Here is a 24,324-nt window from a genome sequence, read left to right on the forward strand (position 1 = left end):
TCATTCTTGGACCAATACCACTTCATCATGTCCGCATTCAGGGCATTTCATGAGATGCGGGCATTGACCTTTTTGAAGGGATTGAGGGTATCCGTCGTTTTCTTTAAGTATGTCGATATCCATATAAGCACTGTAATCATCAGCATAATCCATGAATTTCCCTTTATCCTCAAGATCATTGCCGCATTCCGGGCAATTCACATGGATTTTTCTTAGACCGTTGCAAAGCGGGCATATAGACATTGTTTTTCCTCCTGTTCCCGTTACTTATGATTTCAGTATTTGTCGATTCCATTATTTTAACACATGGAAACACCCTCCCTAATACCAGAGGGAGGGCATTTCTATGCAATTATTTATTAACCATGTTAGCAGGATCGACCCATGCTTTGAATTCGTCTTCCGTCAGGAACTGCAATTTCAACGCCGCTTCCTTTAAAGTGGAGTTGTCCTTGAATGCAGTTTTGGCGATCTTGGCTGCTTTTTCATAACCGATATGCGGGTTCAATGCTGTTACCAGCATAAGGGAACGCTCTACATTTTCTTTGATTTTATCTTCATTTGCAGTGATGCCAACCGCACAATTATCGTTGAAGGAATGAATGCCTTCCGTCAATAATTTAACCGTTTGCAGGAAGTTATAGATGATGACTGGTTTGAATACATTCAGTTCAAAGTTACCTTGGCTTGCTGCAAAGCCAATTGTAGCATCATTACCCACGATTTGTGTTGCAATCATGGTAAGCGCTTCACTTTGGGTCGGATTGACTTTACCTGGCATGATGGAGCTGCCCGGCTCGTTTTCCGGAATGGCAATTTCGCCGATTCCGCTTCTAGGACCACTTGCCAGCCATCTGACATCGTTCGCAATTTTCATTAAATCCGCTGCCAATGCTTTCAAAGCACCGTGTGCGTAGACGATTTCGTTATGGCTAGTCAATGCATGGAACTTATTATCAGATGTGACGAAAGGATATCCTGTATCCGCTGCAATTTGTTTGGCAGAAAGTCCCGGGAATTCTTTCTTTGTATTGATTCCGGTTCCTACAGCCGTTCCGCCTAGAGCAAGGTTCAATAATTTTTGGCTGCTTTCCTCAATCATCGCCAAATCTTTATCGAGCATCGCTTTCCAACCGGAAATTTCTTGTCCTAATGTTAATGGTGTAGCATCTTGAAGATGTGTCCGGCCGATTTTCACGACATCCCAAAATTCTTTTTCTTTTGTATCGAATGTATCACGAAGTGCTTTGATGGCAGGAACCAATTTTTCAGCGACTTCCATAAAGGCTGCAATATGCATGGCGGTCGGGAAAGTATCATTTGAGCTTTGTGCCTTGTTAACATCATCATTCGGGTGAAGGGTTTCTGATTCACCATTTTCTTTTAACCATTCATTCCCTTTGTTAGCGACCACTTCATTCACGTTCATATTGCTTTGCGTACCGCTTCCCGTTTGCCAAACTACAAGCGGGAAATGTTCATCAAGCGTACCTTCAAGGATTTCACCGCAAATCTTGACGATGGCATTCTTTTTAACTTCGGAAAGATCACCAAGATCATGGTTCACCTTTGCAGCAGCTTGTTTAACATATGCAAATGCACGAACTAATTCAATCGGCATTTTTTCGTTACCGATTTTGAAATTGTTACGGCTTCTCTCAGTTTGTGCTCCCCAATATTTATCAGCAGGAACTTTCACTTCACCCATCGTATCTCGTTCGATTCTGTATTCCATGTGTTCTCCTCCTATGTTTGCACTATTCATTGAAGACTTTTTGCATATGAAATGAATAATGTCGGATTATTCTTTCTCTCCATACATTGTACAAACTTTATTATTTTAAAGCAAAAATATCCGGCTGACCCTTTCCATATTTCTGAAAAACCTTTGGCCATTCATGTTTATACGAAGATTCGGATATTCTTTTTTGACACATAAAATGTAGATACCGCTAGGCTCCAATTGACTTGGCCATGAACATCAAAATATCATCACTCCCAAAATGCCCTTGACAGTATTTTGTATATATAGTAAATTCAAAAGAAATTGAATAATCTAAACTCTTATCGAGAGAGGTAGAGGGAATGGCCCGATGACACCTCAGCAACCTTCATTTGTTTCAAACCAATGAAAAGGTGCTAATTCCACAAGTTTATGAACTTGGAAGATAAGAAGAATGACTCGTCCCTACTTAATCAAAGTCTTCTTCTTAAAGAAGACTTTTTTTTATTTTATTTAACTCAAAGGAGCAGTGAAAACCATGTATAAAACTGAAACATATCTTGCTCAATTAGGAAATCGCAGCGAAACGGCGACAGGAACAGTCAATCCACCGGTATACTTTTCAACAGCTTTTCGCCACGAAGGAATTGGCCAATCGACGGGATTCGACTACACAAGGACAGGTAACCCAACACGCCAGCTATTGGAGCGATCCATCGCCGATCTGGAAAAAGGCGACCAAGGTTATGCCTGCAGTTCAGGAATGGCCGCCATCTCCACTATACTCGCCCTTTTTAAATCCGGGGATGCATGGATTGTCAGCGAAGATCTTTATGGCGGTACATATCGTCTGTTAGAACAAGGCTTTAAAAAATGGGGATTGCAGTGTGACTATGTAAACACTTGTTGTTTGGAGGATATCGAAAAAGCCATCACTCCTCACACGAAAGCCATCTTCATCGAAACTCCCACTAACCCTCTTATGCAGCAAACGGATATTAGCGCCGTTGCCGCATTGGCTAAACGATATGGTTTATTGTTAATCGTTGATAACACTTTTTACACGCCTCTTATTCAACAACCCATCCTGCTTGGAGCGGATATTGTGATTCACAGTGCAACCAAGTATCTCGGTGGTCATAATGATGTGCTCGCCGGACTGATCGTTGCTAGCGGCGCTGAATTATGTGATGCACTTGCCTTCCACCATAATGGTACTGGAGCTGTCTTGAGCCCATTCGATTCTTGGCTGTTGATGCGCGGAATGAAAACCCTGGCATTACGGATGGAGCGTCATGAAAAGAATGCCAAGATACTTGTAGATTATTTATCGGAGCATGATTGTGTTACGGACGTATTGTATCCAGGCAGAGGCGGCATGATTTCATTCCGTATCATTGAGGAAGCGGCGGTCAACCCATTTTTACAATCGCTCTCATTAATTTCTTTTGCAGAAAGCCTTGGAGGGGTTGAAAGCTTCATCACCTATCCTGCCACACAAACACATGCCGATATACCGCTTGAAGTCAGAACGGCAAACGGGGTTTGTAATCGCCTGCTCCGCTTCTCCGTTGGCATCGAGGATAGCGATGATTTGATTGGTGACTTGCAGCAAGCATTCGCACATGTAAAAAGGGAGGCACTACGATGACAGATCATGAGTTTAGCTTTGAAACGAAATTACTTCATAATCAACATAAATTCGATCCGGCAACGGGCGGTGTGAGCGTCCCCATTCAGCATGCATCGACTTTCCATCAATCCGATATCGACCAATTCGGGAAATATGACTACAGCAGAAGCGGGAACCCAACTCGCGAAGCACTTGAAGATATCATTGCCGAACTTGAGGAAGGCACTCACGGCTTTGCCTTTTCATCAGGTATGGCTGCCATTTCAACAGCCTTCCTGCTATTGTCTGCCGGGGATCATATCGTCATTTCCGAAGATGTGTACGGCGGAACGTTCAGGATGGTCACAAGCGTATTGACCCGTTTTAATATTGAGCATACCTTCGTTGACATGACGGACCTTGAAAGCGTCAAAGCCGCCGTTCAGCCAAATACCAGGGCCATATACATCGAAACGCCTTCAAACCCGTTACTTAAAGTGACCGATATCCAAGCCGTATGTGATATCGCAAAAAAAGCCGGTGCCTTAAGTTTTGTTGATAACACATTCTTGACCCCGGCATTACAAAAACCATTGAATCTGGGCGCTGATGTTGTCCTTCATAGCGCGACGAAGTTTTTATCCGGTCATAGTGATGTGGTAGCTGGGCTTGCGGTAGTGAAAGATCCGGAATTGGCGGCAAGACTCGGTTCCCTCCAAAACTCCTTTGGAGCAGTCCTTGGTGTCCAGGATGCCTGGCTTGTAATGAGAGGTTTGAAAACCTTATCAGTTAGAATGGAACATTCACAAAAAGGGGCAGAAAAAATTGCAGCCTACCTAAAGGAGCAGCCCTTGGTGAAAAATGTGTATTATCCCGGCTTAGCGGATCATCCACAGCACGCCATCCAGAAAGGCCAGTCACTTGGAGCGGGGGCGGTCCTATCATTTGAATTGGAAAGTGAGGAAATCTTCCGTTCCTTCGTGAACACTGTCGAGCTCCCAGTTTTTGCCGTAAGCCTAGGAGCGGTCGAATCTATATTATCCTACCCGGCCAAAATGTCCCATGCTGCCATGCCTGCTGATGAAAGGGTAAAGCGGGGCATCACGAACAGCTTACTCCGTCTCTCTGTCGGACTGGAAAATCCGGACGATATAATCAAGGACTTCGATGCAGCCCTCGTCAATATTGCCAAAGGGGAAGCAATTGCTGCAAAATGAATAAAGGATGGGTGCCCACATATATTATGGGCACCCTTTTCCCTTGCATCATTATTAATCGTTTTCAACCCAATCATAAAAAAAGACCATCGATTTCCCGATGGCCTGACTCTCATTTCTTCATATTATATTTATCCAGGAAGCGATCCACCCGTCCGCCTTTTTCAGCAAACTTCTGCTTTCCGGTATAAAAAGGGTGCGTATCCGAGCTGATTTCCACTTTTAATAATGGATATGTTTGGCCGTCTTCCCAAACGATCGTTTCATTGGACGTCTTCGTGGAACCTGTCAAAAATTTATACCCACTGTTGGTATCCATGAACACCACTTGTTGATAATCGGGATGAATTTCTTGTTTCACTATTATCACCTCATTGTCAGTATAGGTATATCTTAAACGTAATGATTACTATTATCAATCATTATGCTTGAAGGTACCAATAGTCGGTACCCTTTCATTATAGTTTAATCTTGATGATCCAACCTTATTCAATCGTCAGCCAGCCATGCCTTTATGCGGACCAGCCTGCAGTTCATACATTTGATGGTACTTCCCTTTTAGTTCCATTAATTCCTCATGTGTACCTTGCTCAGCAATCCGCCCTTTATCCAGTACAAGAATTTGGTCGGCATTTTTTATCGTGGAAAGTCTATGTGCAATGATGAAGGTCGTTCTCCCTTTTTTCAGCACTTCCATACCTTCCTGGATAATCGCCTCGGTTTCGGTGTCGATGCTTGCTGTCGCTTCATCCAAAATCAATATGGCCGGATTGAATGCAAGGGCACGGGCAAAAGAGATTAGCTGCCGCTGTCCGGAAGACAGCGTTCCGCCCTTTTCGATCACGGGTTCGTCAAGCCCTAAAGGAAGATGCTTCAGCACTTTGTCCCCCCCGACATCTCTTAATGCTTTTTCAACCATTTCCCTTGTGATGCCTTTATGATCCAGACTGATATTGGAGGCGATCGTGCCAGTAAATAAATAAGGATCCTGAAGGACGATCCCCATATGCTCCCTAAGCGTCTGATGGGGGATATCCAATATATTTCTGCCATCGATTTTAATTTGTCCTTCACTGCTGTCATAAAAGCGGAACAATAAATTCATTATGGAACTTTTTCCTGACCCGGTATGGCCAACTAAAGCGACCGTTTCCCCTTGTTTAGCGGAGAAGGAAATGTCCCTTAACACATATTCTTTATCCTTATAACCAAAAGAAACATTTTCGAATTGTACGTTTCCTTTGTATCTGGATATGTTTTCATCGCTGACTGCCAATCCCTGCTCATCCAATAAGCTGAACGTCCTCTCCCCTGCAACGAGCGCCTGTTCAAGATTAGCGAACTGATTGACGATTCCATGAAGCGGATGTAGCAGGCGGCTGATCAAATCAACAATTGCATACATCATCCCTAAGGAAATGGCCGAACTCGCTGTAAGGGAAATCCCTCCGAAATACCAGACGAATGCCATTAGCGCCACAACCTTAATGACGCCAATCAAGTTTCCACCCGTCAACGAGTTCAAATGGAGCATTTTATTTTGATAGGAATAATGCTCCCGGTTCAGATTTTCAAAAGATTGCTTCGTCTCCTTTTCACGTCCAAATGCCTGAATGATACTCATTCCAGAAATGGATTCATTGATCATCCCATTAATATCGCTGACCCGTTCCCGAATGATGTGATTATATTTCGAGGCGAATTTACGGTATACCATCGTCCAGATAACGATGATCGGAATAAGTAGAAGGCCTATGGTACCGACTCGTGGATCCAGAATAAACAAAGCAATTAGAACACCGAAAATATTAATTGTACTCGAGAAGAAGTTGGCGAGCACGGTTACATATAATTCCCGGATCGCTTCCGTATCATTAGTGACCCTGGCTACAACTTTACCCGCTGGCATATTATCGAAATAACGTATCGGCAAACGGGATATATGCGTAAAAATATTATTTCGCATCTTCTGTATGATTCGGTTCGCCGCTTTCTGCAAATAAAAACTCTGCCCATATTGAAAAATGGAGGAAAGGATGACGAGACTAAAATAAAAAGCCACAAGCTTAATGATCCGCGGGATTTCCGGTTGATAAAATCCCATCACTTCCTGACTCGTCAATTTCACTGCTTGCACACGTTGCTCTTTCCCGTCTTTCTTGATGATCAATGATTGGTCCTCCAAGGTTCTGCGCCCATCGATAGGGACAGCTTCATTTACGAAGACAAATTGATTGCCAACCTGCAGAATATGGACTTCCCCGCCTTTCTTCTCACCTTTTGCAAAGTAATCAGCCCGTTTATACCATTTTCCATCATACTTAACTGCATCTTTCCCTTTACCTGCTTCATACCAGGAAGATTCAATGCCAAGTATATGTGAATCGATGATTCTCTTGGCAACGAAAGGTCCCGTTAAATCGGCCGCTACCGAAAGTGCAAGCATGATCAGGGCGCCAATGATCAATTTTTTATAAAGGGCAGCATAATTAAAAAGTTTCTTTACGACCCTCATGCCTTCACCTCCTTCCCTTCGTCAACCTGCTGTCGTTCATATTGCTCCCTATACCAGCCATCATTTTGCAGTAAATCCGCGTGAGTCCCCTCTTCGATGATCTTTCCGCTGTCCAACACGATAATCCTGTCCGCGTGCTGAACGGCCGATAAGCGGTGGGTTGTGATGATGGTCGTTTTCCCTGCCCGTTCATTTTGGATATTTTCGATGATCGTCGTTTCCGTTTTTGCATCGACAGCGGATAAGGAATCATCCAATATAAGGATTTCCGGATTTTTGATCAATGCCCTGGCAATCGAGATCCTCTGCTTTTGCCCACCGGATAGAGCGACACCCTTCTCACCGACGAGTGTCTCAAGACGGTTTGGCAGCATCATTAAGTCCTTCTCAAAATCAGCAAGCCGGATAGCTTCAGCCAGTTCATCTTCCGTTGCATCCATTTTACCGAATAAGATATTTTCCCTAACAGTCTTCGAGAATAAAAAATGGTCCTGTGGAACATATCCGATCCATTTACGAATATCTTCAAGGTGCAGTTGCTCCAGCGGCATGCCTGCAAAGGCGATTTCACCTGTTCCTAAAGGATATTCCCGCAGCAATTGCTTCACGAATGTCGTTTTTCCACTACCTGTTTTCCCCACTATCCCCAATGTTTGACCGCGCTCAAGCTGAACGGAAATATCGGATAGATTCACAACCGTTGAGGAAGGGTATGTAAAATGCACTGAATTGAATTGGATATTCCCCGGATTCGTAATACTCTCCAGTCCCATTGAATTCTTCACATCCGCTTCATACGAAAGGGTATCCTGAACACGGTCTAGCGAAGCATTTCCCCTCTGCATGACATTGATCAGTTCTCCCACCGCAATCATCGGCCAGATTAACATGCCTAGGTACACATTGAACGAAACAAGTCCGCCAAGCGTTATGGCCTGTTGAAACACAAGATAAGCCCCATAGCCCAATCCGATTAAATAACTGATGCCGATGATAATGCTGATCGTCGGATCGAAGAGGGCGTCAATCCTTGCCACTGCCAGATTTTTGCGATATACATCCTCGGTCATTTCCTTAAACCGCTTTTCATCTTCCCGTTCCTGGACATAGGCCCGGATAACACGGACACCTGAAATGGATTCCAGGACCTTGTCATTTAAAGTACCAAAGGCTGCTTGTGCATCCGTAAAACGTTTGTAAATTTTCTTCACGTAAATTTGCATCATCACTGCCATGATCGGAAGCGGCAACACCGCCGCAATCGTCAACTGCCAGCTGATCGTGGCTCCCATCATGACCACTACCGTAATGGTGAAAAGCACCGCGTCAACGAGGGTCAATATCCCGAAACCAGCTGTGAGGGATATTGCCTTCAAATCATTGGTTGCCCTTGCCATTAAATCCCCTGTACGGTTTTTTTCATAAAAGCTCGGCGTCATTTTCAGCAAATGTCCCATAAATCCAGACCTTAGTTTTCGTTCGACCAAATTTCCACCGCCGAATAACAGATAACTCCATAAGTAACCAAATAGGTAACTGCCGATCAGTACCAAGAGCAAATAAATAACGTATTTCATGACCCCTTCCTGCGTAATGCTGCCATTGTTCATATCATCGATCGCATTCCCGACAAGTTTTGGCGGGATAACCTCCAAGATATTCACTAGACATAGAAATAAAATCGCCAAGGTGTACCGCTGCCACTGTTCTTTAAAGAACCAGGACAGCTTTTTAAAAATCGCAAACATGAATTCCCCTCCCTTTTGGTCAAACCTTTCACTCGCTAACCGCTTTCTGGATCTCCCGGCTGCAATAAGATTTCCAATGTCTTTTGTCTCATTAAAAATTCCTCCTATCATTTATATGGAAAGGGTGCTAATGCACCTGGATCCCAAATGCCAAAAAGCCCCCGCCAATTAGCGGAAGCTTTTTTAGATGCGTAATAACACATATAAAAGCGCAGGCCGCGAAAATTCCACAACCTGCGCTTTAAAATCATGAATGGAAACGAGGAATCCTATGTCTGGAAAGACAAGGTCTCAGGGCAGGCGGACGTATGATATTCGATTGTGACATCACTTTGCTTAACTGATTTAGTCATGACGTTCGCCTCCTTTTTCATTAATTAATGGTAATTTTTAACTTATTTTTAAAGATTACTACGTTTGCATATTTTTGTCAATTGTGACTTTTCTAGATTATTGATTGATAATCCTTTATTCTAATAAGAATGACGCAACCTAAGGAGGTTCAGCATATGCAATGGAGAAAATATATACTCCTGGCGGTTCCCTTTTTATTATCAGCCATTTTCATCTTATTTGCCGTCCCGATCGAATATAGATTTTTATCCTTCATTCCCGTGTTTCTTTTCTGGATCGTTTATTATATTTTATTGTACCGGGAAAAGAAGAAAAAAAAATGACATCATCTTGGGGGCATTGCAAATGCAACGCCCCTTTCTTGACTGCTCTGCATATAATGATCGAAAAACATTCGTGGTGAAATGTATGCTCTCCCAATATTTTCAAAAGCTGTTGGGTAAACACCCTGCCAAAACAAAACCGATCATCGATGCTGAAAGATATGACACACTAAAATCGCGTTTACAAAAAGAGCTCTTTCAGCCTTTTGATGAGTCAAAAGCTTTTTTCCCTAAGGAAGCCGCTCTGATAAAAAGCATTCGGACCGAGACGGCTGCCTTGAACCGGAACAATATCACAAGAACACAAGCCTATCTTGCCTTTTACAATCGTAATCCAGAGGTCCATTGGGCCTTTTTAGCACATATGGTTTCGAGGAATGGAGGATACCATATGACTGACCTGAAAAGTTCAGCCATGACCCATCTCCTTGACCGAGCGGAACGGCAGAAATTTTTCCTGTTCCTTGAGCGCGCCAATTCAGCCATATTTGCAGATGCCTTCCCCCAGCTTCTTTTATATGAGCATTCTAAACAAAAAGAACTTCCGCTAAGAAGGTATTTACCGGTATTCCGCATTTCAAGATTCATGGCCCCGATTTGGGAATCTTTCATCGAAGAGCCCCATTCACCCCTTTTGACAACGGCCCTCATCATTAATGAACAAAGAATGCTTCAGGAAAGGATCTTAAAGCGCACCCGTCATGGTGAAATCCTCCGCAGGCTTGATTTTCAGCTTCAGGAATACTTAGGCTTCATGAAAGTGATTTTTCCCTATGAAAACAAGCAAAAAGGACTTCATAACTTGACAGGCCTTACCATCGAACGCTTTGCCGACCCGAAACAGCGTATTGAAACGGGGAAATTATTATATGGGCTTCTTTTTCAGCATCCGGCGGTTTTTCGCGGTGTTGGCCAATTTACAAAAGAGATTCCCCATACCGGTTCCAGAGAGGATTACTGGGGAAGCATATATACCTCTGCTGGATCCACGTCAAAAGATGATAAAATCTACAGCCCCACTCTTCATGATGCATGGGAAGATCAACTATTCTTTCCTCCCCATTCCTTTGATTGGTTCACGAATGAAAGCTTCATGGAAGATTTACGAAGCCTACCGATCATTAAAAAGGCTGACCTGACCAACGAGGTGCTCGAAAATGTCAGGCAGCTCAAAACCCTTAACGAAATGAAAGCCATTTTCTAGCATGAAGCCTCTTACTTTGAATATCCCATCCCCCATTTGGCAAGAATGGTTAACAAAAAGAATGGGTGAATCAAATGAGAGGCATTGTACTATTGAATCCCAATTACAAAATCGGGGATTTACATACGGATGAAAGCTTTGCAATCCAAAAAATCGTGACAAACAGGTATATGGAAGAGAAGAATATTTCCCCGGTCATACTCAATCCGTATCAAATCCACCCTTATTACACCATCCCACATGAGCTTCTATCCAATTTACAGAGTAAAAAAACGGGGCAAATCGATTGCCTTGTGCTTCACTCCCTAGAAACGATTGAACGGTTCAACTATATTTACCCTGAAAAATGGCTTGAACTATGCGGATATTTCAAAGAGATTATCTGTGTCACGACCCAAACTCCCGTTAGGAAATATGAAGCAAAATAATGCTTATCATGGTACTTAAGTCATTGTGAATGGATTCTAAGGTTTAAAATCATTAAACGTTCATGTACAAGACTTCTTTCCAAGTACCTTGGTTTATGTTCCCCTTTTTTATATGAGCGCCCCATACATACATCCCTCCTCATGATTGCCGCTGTTCCGCTTCTCCCTCTCTTTATCTATTAAATCCCTTCAGACTCATTGGCCATTATATATATATCAATTTTCCCAATTGTAAGATTACTAGGAATTATATAACTTCAAAACAATCTTTTGGAAATATAGATAAATTTACGGATAAAGCATAGAAAAATAAGTTAATTTTATATATCATTGGAGATAGGAATTTTCTTATTTTTTACTTTTACTAGAAAGGAATGTTAATGATGGCCAAAGAAAAAAAGAAAAAAACCCCAATTCCTTTCCGACTGAACTTTATGTTCTTTTTAATATTCATTTTATTTTCAAGCTTAATAATCCGGCTTGGAATCGTCCAAATCGTGTATGGGGATGATTACCTCCGCGAAGTCGACCGAACGGAAAACGATGTGGCCAATACCCCCGTTCCCCGTGGCAAGATGTATGACCGTAACTTGAATCCGGTCGTTGATAATGAGCCGCGTAATGCGATCACCTATACGAAATACCCGAATACGAAAACGGCCGATATGGTGAAGACGGCAGAGGTCCTTGCTACCTTGATAGAAAAGGATACCAAAAAGGTAACCCTTCCGGATAAAAAGGATTTTTGGATTTTAAAGCATCCGAAAGAAGCCGAAGCCTTGATCACCAAGGCCGAGAGGAAGAAAGTCATCGAAAAGAAATTGGAGCAAAAAGATTTATACAAACTTCAAATGGAGCGGGTAACCGATGGGAATATCAAGGAATTCTCCAAAGATGAATTGGAAGTGATCGCCATCTTTAGGGAATTCAATAGCGGCTATGCCCTCGCACCGTCGATCGTGAAGAATAAAGATGTCACCACTAAGGAATTCGCCAGGGTCAGTGAACATTTGGATGAAATGCCAGGCGTGGATGTAACGACGGATTGGGAAAGGACCTATAAGTATGATGAGACCCTCCGCTCGGTTCTTGGCAAGGTCTCTTCTTCCGAAGAAGGCATTCCCAGTGAAAATATTGACTATTATCTGGCACGCGACTATACCAGGAATGACCGGGTCGGAAAAAGTTATATCGAAAAACAATATGAAGATGTCCTGCGCGGTCAAAAGACGCGGATTGAAAATGTGCTGAGCAAAGGGGAAGTCATCAAAACGAATACCCTCACTGAAGGGCAAAGCGGAAAAGACTTGGTCCTTACAATTGATATGGAGCTGCAGCAGCAGGTTGAAAAAATCATCGAGAGAGAATTGTCGAAATCGAAAGCTAAAGGAAATACCTACTTATTGGATCGTGCCTTCGTCGTTTTAATGGACCCGAATACAGGCGAGGTGCTCACGATGGCCGGCAGGCAATACGGCCGTAACAGTAAAACCGGGTTGACCGAAATGAACGATTTTGCCCTTGGAAACATTACGACCTCGTATACGATGGGATCATCTGTTAAAGGAGCCACTGTCTACACGGGCTTTCAGACAGGAGCCATCGCACCAGGGTCAGCTTTTTTTGACAGAAAACTCCTTTTAGCAGGGGCCCCTAAGAAAGGATCTTATAGTGATTTGGGTTATGTAACCGATGTCTCCGCGTTAAAGAAATCGTCGAATGTCTATATGTTCATGACGGCAATCAAAATTGCCGGCGGTCATTATATCCCTAACCGGCCGTTAGGAATCAACCGGGAAGCTTATTCAATCATGCGGAATCATTATGCCCAATTTGGATTGGGTGTCCGCACAGGCATCGACCTGCCAAATGAATCCGTAGGGTTTAAAGGCGTCGACATGTCTACAGATGGATTGCTGCTGGATTTATCGATTGGCCAGTATGATACATATACACCCATGCAATTGGCACAGTACGTTTCGACGATTGCAAATGGCGGAAAAAGGCTTGAGCCCCATATGGTCAGGGAAATCAGGAATCCATCCAACGAACACAATGAATTGGGCAGCGTCTTTAAAACGATGAGTCCCAAAGTGTTAAACGATTTAGGCGGGAAAGACGTTTGGATCCAGCGTGTCCAGGAAGGATTCAGGCAGGTCGCACAGGAGCCAGGCGGGACGGCATATAAATATTTCGGCGGGAAGTCCTACCGTGCGGCAGCAAAAACGGGCACTGCCGAGGCCTTTTACGACGGACCGCGGAGGAATCAATATAGCGCGCCAGTCCCGACTATCAATTTGACGCTTGTAGGTTATGCACCTCACAATAATCCGGAAGTGGCATTCTCTGTCGTCGTGCCATGGGTGTATCAAGGCCAGCCCTCTGATGATATTAACAAACGCATCGGGCGGGACGTAATGGACGCCTACTTTAAATTGAAGGAAAAAAGAGCAAAAGGTGAATCTGATGCAGATAAAGAAGTAGAAAGCACTCATTGATGAATACAAAAAAGGCCTGCTCGATTACGAGCAGGCCTTTTTTGATGCTCCATTTATTCCAGCTTTTGAACGAATTCCTTATAAAGGGCCCTAAGTGCATCTCCCCTGCTGATGATGCCGACGACTTTATCATTTTTGTCCACGACGGGGATTTTCTTGAAATGATGCTTGGACAGGACCTTTATCAGTTCATCTAACGGGTCTTCGGGAGATAGCTTTGTAATCCTTTTATTTTTAATGATTTGTGAGACTTTATCATTCATTTTGGATGTAACCTTTTCATCCAATTCTTCACCGGGAAGGACCGTAATGTAGGTGAAATACCCCATGATGGCTTCCTCTGCAGGTGTCAAGTAACGAAGGATATCCCCGTCCGTCACCATTCCCAATAACTTATCATGTTCATCGACAACGGGGACCCCGCCCACTTTATTTTCGATTAAGATCCGCAGAATTTCCTTTAATGTAAAATCAGGACGGGCTACAAAGACTTCCCTTATCATGAAATCCTTAACTAACATATTACCACCCCTTTTTTAAGTTTGTACGTTCTGTATTCATCCCTCCCCTATTAATGCCCTTACTTACTCTATTTAAAAACCCTTGCCGCCTGAACTGCCTTTTTCCAGCCATCATATAAATCCTTCCGTTCCTGTTCTTCCATCTCGGGTTCGAATTTCTTATCGACTGCCCATAGCTTTGAAATCTCTTCCTGATCTTCCCAATATCCGACAGCGAGCCCAGCCAAATACGCCGCTCCTAACGCTGTCGTTTCACTAATGATGGGCCTTTCGACTGGTACATTCAGGAGGCCGCTTTGAAATTCCATCAAGAAGTTGTTTTTGACAACCCCGCCATCGACCCTCAGTACCTTTAGGTTAATCCCCGAATCGACTTCCATGGCCTTAAGGACATCTTTTGTCTGGTAGGCCAATGCTTCCAATGTTGCCCGGACGAAATGCTCCTTCGATGTCCCCCTTGTCAGACCGAATACAGCTCCCCTGACATCACTATCCCAATAAGGGGTGCCTAATCCAACAAATGCGGGAACTACATAGACACCATCGGCTGAAGTGACCCGTAAAGCATACTTTTCACTGTCTTTCGGATCATGCAAGAGTTTCAGCCCATCCCTTAACCATTGTATGGCCGAACCTGCAACAAAAATACTTCCTTCCAAGGCATATTCGACTTTTCCATTCAGCCCCCATGCAATCGTGGTCAACAGGCCATGCTCTGATTTCACTGCCTTTTCGCCTGTATTCATCAGCATGAAGCATCCGGTACCATACGTATTCTTAGCGCTTCCTTTTTCAAAGCATTCTTGGCCGAACAAAGCAGCCTGTTGATCTCCCGCTGCTCCGGCAATCGGAATTTCGTGCCCAAAGAAATGGTGTGGCGCTGTTTTCCCGTATATCTCCGATGAAGAGCGAACATCCGGAAGCATCGATCGCGGCACTTGCAGGATTTCCAGCAGCTCTTCGTCCCACTTCAGGTCATGAATGTTATACATCAACGTCCTTGAAGCATTCGAATAATCGGTTATATGTGCTTTACCACCCGAAAGTTTCCATATTAGCCACGTATCGATCGTACCAAACAATAAGTCTCCGTTTTCAGCCTTTTCCCGTGCCCCATCTACATGGTCGAGAATCCATTTCACCTTTGTACCGGAAAAATATGCATCAATCAACAAACCGGTTTTCTGCAAAAATAAGTCATCGAGGCCATCAGCCTTCAATTGCGTACAAATTTCGCTTGTCTGCCGGGATTGCCAGACGATGGCATGATGAATCGGCTGTCCTGTTTCCTTATCCCACACCACGGTCGTCTCGCGTTGATTCGTTATGCCAATTCCAGCGATCTGGTCAGGCTTTACATTCATTTCCGATAGACAGGAAGCGATTACCGATAGGATGGAACCCCAAATTTCATTGGCGTTATGCTCCACCCATCCTGGATTCGGGAAATATTGGGTGAATTCCTTTTGGGCAATATGCAAAACTTCCCCGCTTTTATTAAATAAAATGGCCCGGGAACTTGTCGTTCCCTGGTCCAATGATAATATGTAAGTCTCCACGGCTGTCTCCTCCTGCACTTAAGAAAAGGTTCATTTCAACTTAAGTGTCATGCTGTTTTTTCTTTCTTCATTTTACTAGATATACCCTTGAAAACAAAAAATATATAAATTACAGCAGTAAACTGAAAAATATTGGCAGGTTAAGAGTTTATCTTTTACAATTAAAATAAGCGGATGGGAGGAATGGAAATTGAATAATCATGAAATAGATTTTAAGTTATATGGAGATGACATGCAGTTTGTTGAAGTGGAATTGGACCCTCAGGAAACGGTGATTGCCGAAGCTGGAAGTTTAATGATGATGGAAGATCAAATCAAGATGGAAACCATCTTTGGTGATGGGTCTTCGAATGGTGACAGCGGTATGATGGGTAAGCTATTCGGTGCCGGGAAACGGCTCCTTACTGGTGAGAGTCTTTTCATGACGGCATTTACGAATGAAGGACGAGATAAAAAACACGTTTCATTCGCCTCGCCTTATCCAGGGAAAATCATCCCGATGGATTTAAGCGAGCTAGGCGGGAAAATCATTTGTCAAAAGGACGCTTTCCTGGCGGCTGCAAAAGGCGTTTCGGTCGGAATTGAGTTTCAGAGAAAAATAGGGGCAGGCTTCTTTGGCGGTGAAGGCTTCATCATGCAAAAACTAGAAGGAGATGGAATGACCTTCGTTCATGCCGGCGGCACGATCCATAAAAAGGAATTGGCAGCAGGAGAGATTTTACGCGTCGATACAGGATGTTTAGTGGCAATGACTAGCGGGGTAGATTATAATATCGAAACTGTAAAAGGCGTGAAAACCGCTTTGTTCGGAGGCGAAGGTTTATTCTTTGCAACATTAAAAGGGCCCGGGACAGTCTGGGTGCAATCTTTGCCATTCAGCCGGCTTGCCAGCCGTGTATTTGCTGCAGCGCCGCAAAATGGAGGATCATCCGAAGAAGGCAGCGTAGCTAGAGGCTTATTCAATTTATTCAACGATAAATAAGAACCGGACCAATGGCTGCCATCCTGGCAGTCATTGATCTCTTTTTGAAAAGGGTGGGTAGCTACATGCAGCTTGTTAAGTGGTCCTACATGAGACGCTATAATATCAGGGCAATTTTTGATCAATTCCCGAATTCGCCTGTCATTTTCCGAAAAATAAGAGATTACCATTTTGTTTATACCGTTCATTGGACAGCTGCCGATCCCCCTATCGGCATAAAAGAGCTTGAAGAAATGGAACAGCTGCTCAACCGTGAGCTCGGTACTGAACTGCAATATCTCTATCGGAAAAAATGAGTTACTCCTCGTACACCATTTTTCTTGTCATGCCTCCATCGACGATAAGATCCTCACCCGTAACGAAATTATTTTCCGTTGCCGTCAAATAAAGACAGGCCCTTGCAATATCTTCCGGTTTGCCAACCCGATTGGAAAAATGCTGCTGGTGATCTTTATCCCTAAGCGATTCATAATCTCCTGTTTCAATCCACCCCGGAGAAATCGAATTGACCGTAATTTTCTCTTTGCCCAAAGAAGCGGCAAGTGCATGTGTCAGTGCTTTGATCCCTCCTTTTGTCGCTGCATAGGATTCCGAATCCGGCTCAGACATCATCGCTCTCGTTGATGCTATATTGATGATTGCACCTCCCATTTCATTTTTCCGCATCGATTCTGCCGCGGCCCGGGAACAGAGGAAAACACTGCGCAAATTCGTATTCATCATATCGTCCCATTCCTCAATCGTCAGATCATAAAGCGATTTGAATAATGCCTTTCCTGCATTATTGATTAATATATCAATGGTCTTATATGTTTTTAGAGTTACATCCATCAAATGTTGAATGTCAGCTTCCTTGCGTACATCCGTTGTAACGAACATGGCTTCATGACCGTTACTTTTGAGCTCTTCCACATACAGAAGACCTTCCCGCTCGTCCAAATCAGCGAGAACGACTGAAGCGCCGCTTTCTGCATATCCCTTTGCCACGCCTCTCCCTATCCCATTCGAAGCGCCTGTAACAATCACCGTTTTATTTTTGAAACCCATTATTCCAACCTCACTTTCACAGTTTATTCCCTTATCATCATATCCAATCCGCTTCACTTCAAACAATTTTGACCTATCGAAAAATCCTTCTCCTTATCATCAATAATCACAGGACCCTTATTTTTTTGTAGCTGCCCTAAAGTGATGTATGATAAATAGTACCAACAAGAATGAACCAGAGTGGATGGCATCCGCTATTATCTTTCTTACAGTGTAAAAATTTATATTGGAGGAATGTAAAATGGACTTATTAAAAAATGTGTTTTCATTAGGATTAGGTGCTGCCGCTTCTACAAAAGAGCAAATTGAAAAAGCAGTGGACTCTCTTGTCAAAAAAGGCGATATCAGCAAAGAAGACTCCAAGGTCCTTATTAAGCAATGGGTCGAAAAAGGGGAACAAGCCCAAAAGCAGCTGGATGATTCCGTCAAGGCCAAAGTCAATCAAGCGCTCAATGGCCTAAACTTGGCAACTAAAGAAGAAGTCCAGGAATTGGAGCGCCGTATCGTAATTTTGGAGAAACAGAACCAAAACTTACAACCGTGACAGGAGGTACTTGAATGTTTCGCAAACGACTGAAACACGCACATCGTTACCAGGAAATCATTAATGCCTTCTTGAAAAATGGTTTCGGTTACTTCATCTATCGTTTGGGATTATCCGAGAGCAAAGCGGGATCGAAACTCCAACCCGATGAAAACCTGAACCTCCGCTCAATCGGAGAGCGGCTGCATACGATATTACAAAGCTTGGGACCTACATTCATTAAACTTGGACAGATTGCAAGTACGAGGCGTGATTTCGTTCCTGACGAAATCGTCCGTGAGCTTGAAAAGCTACAGGACCAGGTCACCCCTTTTCCATTTGATAAGGTCCGTAAAATTGTCGAAGCCGAATTGGGTGATTCTTTGGAAAACATTTTTCTGGAATTTAATGAAACCCCACTGGCTACTGCTTCGATTGGACAGGTCCACACGGCACGGCTTCCGTCACAGGAAGTCGTAGCAATCAAAGTGCAGCGCCCCGATATTCTGCCGACGGTGGAAACGGATTTGGAAATTCTCGATGATTTGGCAAGACTTATGGAAGCTCGCATATCTTGGGCAAGACGTTATCAAATCAGAAAAATGATTGATGAATTCGCTAAATCACTCCGTGCAGAACTCGATTATAACTATGAGGGTCGAAACGGGGAAAGGATTGCCAAGCAATTCATCGATGATCAAGGGTTTAAGGTACCAAGGATCCATTGGGAGTTTTCCACAAAAAGGGTCCTGACAATGGATTTCATTCAAGGAATTAAGGTCAATCATTATAAACAGCTTGATGATGAAGGTTATGATCGCCGGCAAATCGCGGAAAGATTAGCGAACTCCATGCTTCATCAAATATTGATCGATGGCTTTTATCACGGCGATCCCCACCCAGGCAATATCATCATTTTGCCAGGGAATGTAGTCGCACTCATGGATTTTGGAATGGTGGGACGTCTGGAGGAAGAAACGAAGTATCAGTTCGCCTCACTTGTCATCAATCTGAAACGCGGAAGCACCAATGGATTGATCAAGACACTTTCAGATATGGGCCTCCTAACGGACGAAATCGATATGGCACCATTAAGGGGGGATATTGATGAACTGAGAAATAAATATTATGATATCCCATTGAGCCAAATCAGCTTAGGCGGAGCAGTCAATGACCTGTTCACCGTTGCCAATCGGCACCAAGTCCAAATCCCTCCCGAATTCACGATGCTCGGAAAGGCTCTGCTTACCATGGAGGCCATTGTCGAAGGGCTAGATCCGAATTTCAGCATCATGAAGGCAGCTGAACCTTTTGGGGAAAGGCTTTTTAAAGAACGCTACAACCCAAAAAACATTGCGAAGAATGCCTGGAATCAATTCATTGAGTCTGCTGAAGCCATTGCCGAACTGCCCAAAGATCTCAAGGAAGTGACAGGTATCATTAAAAAAGGGAAATTGCGGCTCGATATCAACATCCCAGAACTTCAAGTTTTTTTACATAAGCTTGATCAAATCTCGAACCGGCTGTCGTTCAGTATTATCCTGCTTGCATTCAGCATAATCATGGTCGGTCTCATTATCGGCTCTGCAATCGGCGGGGAAACCTTGACCTTATGGAAGATACCGGTTATCGAGATTGGATTTGTCGTTGCAACCCTGATGTTCTTACTTATGCTCTACACCATTTTCAGATCCGGAAAAATGTAAACTTACTAAACTTTGATTTCCACTCCAGACATTCGCTTTCCGAGGGCGGTCCGGAATCCTCCTCGGCGCCCTTTGCGCCTGTCGGGTCTCCCTTGGACTTCGCTTTTCCTACAGGAGTCGTACCTTCCATTTCAATCAACTGGAATGGTATTTAAAGGATTTGCAGGCTGGTCTCATCCCGAATTGATTAAGAATAGTTTATGCTTGCGGCAGAAGGATTGGTGTCAGGCTCGAAAAGTGAGCGGATTTCTAAAACAGGTTTTATGAAGGGAGCCCCCTTTAGTAAGGGGTTCCCTTTTCTTGATTTCATTCATTGGTTATTTATCCGACGTTCATATGAAACGGCATAAGCACTATGGCGAAAATGCAAGATCTGGTCTTCCGAGCACTCGATTCCTTTTGGAATATTGGTTGGATCAAACAATAAAGCATCTTTACACACTTCCAATTTTTTGGAGATCATTAAATGCCCTATCGTGATTACCTGTTTAGCTTCCGACCAAGCTGTAGTCGGATCGTCAGTCGGGTCATTTTCCCCTCCTATTTGGATGTTCAATTTAAAGCCTACTGGACCTTCTTTAAGCCTCTTTTCCATTTCTTCATCCAGATACTCCGGCGAATGCTCGGCCACCTCCCCTTGTTCTAACATACTAAGGCCGGCATCAGGCACCCACTCATACTTGATGGCCTGCCGCCTTTCTTGCTTGTTAATGAAATAGAATGCGTGAATGGAGTAATATTGGCACGTTGAAAAACTGGCTGGAGAACGCATTTCTTTAAGCATTTGCAAGCTCGCCTTGCTTTCAGGGTATTTCAACAGGATTTTTGCAAGATCTTTCAGATTAGGGAAACCTTCCTTTGCAGATTTGAAAAAGCCAGCAATATCAACAAACGCTTGTGGTGTTTTTGCAAAGAATAACGGAATGGTCACAGTAATAAGATCTGACACCTTTCCATTTGGCAAATGAAACTTGACTGCCATGCCCTTTACAGGGGAAATGGCATCAGGATGGCTTGGAATCGGCGAGCTATTTGAAAACCGAATGATCACCGGCACGGCTTCATCCTGAAGATGCGAAGCCACCGTTAATGGGGAAGCTTTTCCGTTTGGGGTAAAAACCCCCTCATAAACATATCCCCTTGCATGCACACGCCGATAACCAGGATGTGTTCCTGCTACATTTTCTATCACATTTACTGCTTCCCTGGCCAGTTCAGGTTTAAAGTCGTCAGTTCCCTCCATGATACCTCACCCTACCCTTTCAGATTATAATCCATTATTACATGTACCCCTTTTACCATTGGCTTATTCTTTCTTGAATCACCGAAAGCATTGATTGAAAAAAAACACCTGGAAATATCCAGGCGCTGTAACCATATGTTATACCTTATGGACACGCGATTTTATCCATTAATTCAAGAACGGTTCAAAATGGTCGGCATATACAGGGACTCTTTTTCTTCCATTATAAAAATACTCATTCCTGTTCCCGCTCCACCTGTGAAAGGATCACATGGGTAACGGTTGCCGCAAAAGGGATGGTCCGATTGATGAATTCCTCCACTTCTTCAAGGCTCTGAGTGTGGATTTTCAGCATAAAGCAAGCCTGCCCGGCAATTCGATAACAAAAATCAACATTCGGCACCTTGGAGATATACTTTTTGAATTTCTCATATTCCCCATTTTTTATCGTTGCTTCCACGATACACTCAATTGGAAAACCGATCTTTTTATGATCAATCTCGGCAACATACCCTTTAATGATCCCGAACGATTCCATTTGCCGTACCCGTTCGGCGACGGTAGGGGCCGAGAGGTTTACTTTCTTTGCCAATTCCCTCATGGAGATTCGGCTATTCAACGTTAATTCGGCAAGGATGCTCTGGTCTTTCTCATCTATTTTCATTTTTAAATTATTCCCCTTCTTCTCTTTACATTCATTCATTATTTAACCGTATTACTTTACAAACGGAATTAAAATCCCTGGATTTTTATATTAGGATTATCTCAAAGGAGAGGTGTTCATGACAAGAATAAAAAAATCATCACAGGGATCCAGTCCATTTCAAAGATTATTTCATTCTGAAGATATTTCGAATAAATGGTCGGATCTCTCAGATTGCATATCTGCAGATGGGAAGCTTTCGAAGAAATTAAAGGAAAACGTCAGAAGGGTGCTTGCATACGGTAATGGCTGCTCATACTGTCAGGCAAAAGGGACTCCACTAAAGCCGGACGATATGAAAGAAAGCTATGCAATCGCATTTGCGGAAGTATTTCTCTTGCAACGTGAAAAAACGGAGGAAAAGTTTTTCCAAGTATTGAAGGAAGTGTTCAATGATGAAGAGATTTCTGAACTATTGGCATTCATTTGTTTTACAACCGCCCAGCAATATTTCGGGGCTCTGATGGATTTATAATAACACCAGAAAAGGAACAGGCCCTCCGCCTCGTTCCTTTCTGTATAAAAACCTAAATTCTAACCCTCATTAGTTTGAACGGTACCCCAACCCTTGCCAGCATCAGTTGAATGACCGCCTAGGATTTCGCACCATGATCCTCCATTTCATTGATCCTTGGAAGAATGGAGCGGGAAGGTACCGGGGATGTCAAAACCACAGATGTATTCAGATGTCCATAGGGTATTAATCGATCTATCAGTAATCTCATGCTGTCCATATCAGCTAAAGCCGCCTTCAAAAAATATCCAACTGTTCCTGTTACACGGTGGCACTCGATAATATCTAAATCATTTTTCACTAATTGCTCAAAATCGGAAACAGGAACCTTAAGTTCACTCACCTGAATGAATACAAGTACACCCCTTCCTATAGCCAAAGGTGAAACCCTTGCGCTGAACCCCTCAATGATCCCCTTTTCTTGCAGGCGGTACATTCGTTCAGAGATGCTAGGTCGACTGAGAGCCAATTTCTTCGATAGTTCACTAATCGTAATGCGTCCATCTTTTTGTAAAAGTTCCAGTAAACTGACATCTATTTCATCCATGAAGCAACCGCCTTTCATAATGAAGGAATATAAGCATATATTTCTTTAAAATGTTGTATGGATAGCGAAAAATACATTCTTTTTTGTATGTAAATTTAACAGTTAATATTCTATCATTAAAATAATCAAATAGAAAAAGAAAATTCAGAATTTACTAAAGGGAGGAACCTGCATTGACCTTTACGAAAATCCCGGTTCGACAAAACATCGAAAGCATTAGCCCATATGTTTCCGGCAAGCCGATTGAAGAAGTGCAACGCGAACTTGGTCTTGAAACGATCGTTAAATTGGCATCCAATGAGAACCCATTCGGTTACTCACCTCTAGCAAAAGAAGCCATGCTTACCGAGATGGAACAAACCTCCTTTTATCCTGAAGGTATGGCGCCTGCATTAGCTGAAAAGCTGGCAAGGAAATTGAATATCAATAAAGATCATATCATTTTAGGCAATGGATCTGATGAAGTGATACGTTTGTTAACACGAACCTATATCCAACAAAATGATGAAGTCATTATGGCTGATGTGACATTTCCGCGGTATGAAACGAATGTAATGATTGACGGCGGCACACCTGTAAAGGTTCCTCTCATCAATGGTGTACATGACCTTCAGGGTATGTATGAAGCCATAACAGAAAAAACAAGAATGATATTTGTCTGTAATCCCAATAATCCGACAGGAACGATCGTTCAAAAAGAAAAGTTACGCTCTTTTATCGAGAAGGTGCCGAAACATATTTTACTGATCGTTGATGAAGCATACTATGAATATGTCGATGATGCAGAGTATTTAGAAACCTTACCACTTCTCAATATGCACTCAAATCTGGTTATCTTACGCACTTTTTCAAAGATTTATGGACTGGCTGCTTTAAGGATTGGATACGGTTTAATGGATGCCTCCATCATACAAGAGCTAGTTAAAGTGAAGGAACCCTTCAATACCAATCGTTTAGCACAGGCTGCTGCATTCGCTTCCCTCGACGACCATCCATTTGTTGAGAAGTGTGTTCGTAAGAATGGGGAAGGAAGAAGATATTTAGAAAACGAACTAAGCAAGATGGGTTTAACATTCTTCCCTTCACATGCCAACTTCTTGATGGTCAAATTGAACCAGCCTGGCAGGGACATTTTTGAGAAGTTATTAATTCAAGGTGTCATCATCCGTTCAGGTCATTTGCTAGGCTATGAAAATACTATCCGCGTGACCATCGGCACTCCGCTTGAAAACGAGAGATTCATAGCATCCTTGCAACATATAATCAATAAAACGTCTGATGCATGACCAACCGAAATGAAGTTGCACAATATCAGTGATTATTAATGAAAGATACGACATGGACACCTTTGCCCATG

At 43.2% G+C, this 24,324-nt stretch carries 23 protein-coding genes and 1 riboswitch; of the genes, 12 read left to right on the top strand and 11 right to left on the bottom strand.

The window, feature by feature from the left end:
- Positions 1 to 243: a hypothetical protein gene (locus tag ACIQ0C_RS19105; RefSeq protein WP_402836642.1), complete on the bottom strand. Its 243-nt coding sequence runs from the start codon at positions 241 to 243 to the stop codon at positions 1 to 3.
- 109 nt (positions 244 to 352) lie between these two features.
- Positions 353 to 1,735 (bottom strand): class II fumarate hydratase, encoded by a 1,383-nt coding sequence (gene fumC / locus ACIQ0C_RS19110; RefSeq protein ID WP_403062786.1) that lies wholly within the window; start codon positions 1,733 to 1,735, stop codon positions 353 to 355.
- 326 nt (positions 1,736 to 2,061) lie between these two features.
- Positions 2,062 to 2,175: riboswitch (SAM riboswitch) on the top strand.
- 86 nt (positions 2,176 to 2,261) lie between these two features.
- On the opposite strand from fumC, the gene ACIQ0C_RS19115 reads away from it, so the two are divergent.
- Complete coding sequence (locus tag ACIQ0C_RS19115; RefSeq protein ID WP_402836645.1) at positions 2,262 to 3,374, top strand: methionine biosynthesis PLP-dependent protein; 1,113 nt, start codon at positions 2,262 to 2,264, stop codon at positions 3,372 to 3,374.
- Positions 3,371 to 4,552 (top strand): cystathionine beta-lyase, encoded by a 1,182-nt coding sequence (gene metC / locus ACIQ0C_RS19120; protein WP_403062789.1) that lies wholly within the window; start codon positions 3,371 to 3,373, stop codon positions 4,550 to 4,552. Before ACIQ0C_RS19115 ends, metC begins: the two co-directional genes overlap by 4 nt.
- Positions 4,553 to 4,664: 112 nt before the next feature.
- Here metC and ACIQ0C_RS19125 read toward each other — a convergent pair whose 3' ends face one another.
- The 3 genes from ACIQ0C_RS19125 to ACIQ0C_RS19135 all read right to left on the bottom strand — a co-directional run bounded on the left by ACIQ0C_RS19125 (position 4,665) and on the right by ACIQ0C_RS19135 (position 8,815).
- Positions 4,665 to 4,913 carry a type B 50S ribosomal protein L31 gene (locus ACIQ0C_RS19125; protein ID WP_134782924.1) on the bottom strand — a complete coding sequence of 83 codons (249 nt, stop codon included), beginning with the start codon at positions 4,911 to 4,913 and terminating at the stop codon, positions 4,665 to 4,667.
- A 135-nt stretch (positions 4,914 to 5,048) separates the two neighbouring features.
- Positions 5,049 to 7,067 (bottom strand): ABC transporter ATP-binding protein, encoded by a 2,019-nt coding sequence (locus tag ACIQ0C_RS19130; protein WP_403062792.1) that lies wholly within the window; start codon positions 7,065 to 7,067, stop codon positions 5,049 to 5,051.
- Entirely contained in the window at positions 7,064 to 8,815 is a 1,752-nt protein-coding gene (locus tag ACIQ0C_RS19135) for an ABC transporter ATP-binding protein (protein ID WP_403062795.1), read from the bottom strand. The genes ACIQ0C_RS19130 and ACIQ0C_RS19135 overlap by 4 nt, the downstream gene beginning before the upstream one ends.
- Positions 8,816 to 9,324: 509 nt before the next feature.
- Between ACIQ0C_RS19135 and ACIQ0C_RS19140 the strand changes: the two genes are divergently transcribed.
- From ACIQ0C_RS19140 to ACIQ0C_RS19155, 4 genes are all read left to right on the top strand, one after another.
- A complete protein-coding gene (locus ACIQ0C_RS19140; protein ID WP_403062798.1) occupies positions 9,325 to 9,492 on the top strand; it encodes a hypothetical protein in 168 nt (55 codons plus the stop codon).
- A 22-nt stretch (positions 9,493 to 9,514) separates the two neighbouring features.
- Positions 9,515 to 10,696, top strand: a complete 1,182-nt coding sequence (locus ACIQ0C_RS19145; protein ID WP_403062800.1) for a DUF2515 family protein — start codon at positions 9,515 to 9,517, stop codon at positions 10,694 to 10,696.
- Between the two features lie 74 nt (positions 10,697 to 10,770).
- Entirely contained in the window at positions 10,771 to 11,124 is a 354-nt protein-coding gene (locus tag ACIQ0C_RS19150) for a hypothetical protein (protein ID WP_403062803.1), read from the top strand.
- A gap of 383 nt (positions 11,125 to 11,507) precedes the next feature.
- Positions 11,508 to 13,622, top strand: coding sequence for a peptidoglycan D,D-transpeptidase FtsI family protein (locus ACIQ0C_RS19155; protein ID WP_403062898.1), 2,115 nt, complete (start codon positions 11,508 to 11,510; stop codon positions 13,620 to 13,622).
- A 53-nt stretch (positions 13,623 to 13,675) separates the two neighbouring features.
- On the opposite strand, the gene ACIQ0C_RS19160 is transcribed toward ACIQ0C_RS19155, so the two are convergent.
- Together ACIQ0C_RS19160 and glpK are read right to left on the bottom strand one after the other, a co-directional pair.
- On the bottom strand, positions 13,676 to 14,143 hold the full coding sequence (locus ACIQ0C_RS19160) for a CBS domain-containing protein (RefSeq protein WP_214769613.1): 468 nt from the start codon (positions 14,141 to 14,143) through the stop codon (positions 13,676 to 13,678).
- 68 nt (positions 14,144 to 14,211) lie between these two features.
- Positions 14,212 to 15,702, bottom strand: a complete 1,491-nt coding sequence (gene glpK, locus ACIQ0C_RS19165) for a glycerol kinase GlpK (protein WP_403062807.1) — start codon at positions 15,700 to 15,702, stop codon at positions 14,212 to 14,214.
- A 190-nt stretch (positions 15,703 to 15,892) separates the two neighbouring features.
- Between glpK and ACIQ0C_RS19170 the strand changes: the two genes are divergently transcribed.
- Positions 15,893 to 16,684 carry a TIGR00266 family protein gene (locus ACIQ0C_RS19170; RefSeq protein ID WP_048687434.1) on the top strand — a complete coding sequence of 264 codons (792 nt, stop codon included), beginning with the start codon at positions 15,893 to 15,895 and terminating at the stop codon, positions 16,682 to 16,684.
- Between the two features lie 65 nt (positions 16,685 to 16,749).
- Positions 16,750 to 16,980: a hypothetical protein gene (locus ACIQ0C_RS19175; protein WP_402836662.1), complete on the top strand. Its 231-nt coding sequence runs from the start codon at positions 16,750 to 16,752 to the stop codon at positions 16,978 to 16,980.
- Between the two features lies 1 nt (position 16,981).
- Here ACIQ0C_RS19175 and ACIQ0C_RS19180 read toward each other — a convergent pair whose 3' ends face one another.
- Positions 16,982 to 17,731, bottom strand: a complete 750-nt coding sequence (locus ACIQ0C_RS19180; RefSeq protein ID WP_402837165.1) for an SDR family NAD(P)-dependent oxidoreductase — start codon at positions 17,729 to 17,731, stop codon at positions 16,982 to 16,984.
- A gap of 241 nt (positions 17,732 to 17,972) precedes the next feature.
- Between ACIQ0C_RS19180 and ACIQ0C_RS19185 the strand changes: the two genes are divergently transcribed.
- Both ACIQ0C_RS19185 and ACIQ0C_RS19190 read left to right on the top strand, forming a co-directional pair.
- A complete protein-coding gene (locus ACIQ0C_RS19185; protein WP_403062810.1) occupies positions 17,973 to 18,275 on the top strand; it encodes a phasin family protein in 303 nt (100 codons plus the stop codon).
- Between the two features lie 14 nt (positions 18,276 to 18,289).
- The gene (locus ACIQ0C_RS19190; protein ID WP_403062813.1) at positions 18,290 to 19,960 is read left to right on the top strand and encodes an ABC1 kinase family protein; all 1,671 of its coding nucleotides are present in this window, start codon (positions 18,290 to 18,292) and stop codon (positions 19,958 to 19,960) included.
- Positions 19,961 to 20,270: 310 nt separating this feature from the next.
- Here the strand turns inward: ACIQ0C_RS19190 and ACIQ0C_RS19195 are convergent, their stop codons facing one another.
- Together ACIQ0C_RS19195 and ACIQ0C_RS19200 are read right to left on the bottom strand one after the other, a co-directional pair.
- Complete coding sequence (locus ACIQ0C_RS19195; protein ID WP_403062816.1) at positions 20,271 to 21,203, bottom strand: catalase family peroxidase; 933 nt, start codon at positions 21,201 to 21,203, stop codon at positions 20,271 to 20,273.
- 235 nt (positions 21,204 to 21,438) lie between these two features.
- Entirely contained in the window at positions 21,439 to 21,867 is a 429-nt protein-coding gene (locus tag ACIQ0C_RS19200; RefSeq protein WP_403062819.1) for an Lrp/AsnC family transcriptional regulator, read from the bottom strand.
- Positions 21,868 to 21,985: 118 nt separating this feature from the next.
- Here ACIQ0C_RS19200 and ACIQ0C_RS19205 point away from each other — a divergent pair, with 118 nt between their 5' ends.
- Positions 21,986 to 22,381: a carboxymuconolactone decarboxylase family protein gene (locus ACIQ0C_RS19205; protein WP_403062822.1), complete on the top strand. Its 396-nt coding sequence runs from the start codon at positions 21,986 to 21,988 to the stop codon at positions 22,379 to 22,381.
- Between the two features lie 118 nt (positions 22,382 to 22,499).
- Here the strand turns inward: ACIQ0C_RS19205 and ACIQ0C_RS19210 are convergent, their stop codons facing one another.
- Positions 22,500 to 22,967, bottom strand: coding sequence for an Lrp/AsnC family transcriptional regulator (locus ACIQ0C_RS19210; RefSeq protein WP_034314805.1), 468 nt, complete (start codon positions 22,965 to 22,967; stop codon positions 22,500 to 22,502).
- Between the two features lie 173 nt (positions 22,968 to 23,140).
- Here ACIQ0C_RS19210 and hisC point away from each other — a divergent pair, with 173 nt between their 5' ends.
- Complete coding sequence (gene hisC, locus ACIQ0C_RS19215) at positions 23,141 to 24,253, top strand: histidinol-phosphate transaminase (protein WP_402836672.1); 1,113 nt, start codon at positions 23,141 to 23,143, stop codon at positions 24,251 to 24,253.
- Positions 24,254 to 24,324: the final 71 nt, after the last annotated feature.

Source organism: Peribacillus sp. NPDC096448 (assembly GCF_044762675.1).
Classification (GTDB): Bacteria; Bacillota; Bacilli; order Bacillales; family DSM-1321; genus Peribacillus; species Peribacillus frigoritolerans_B.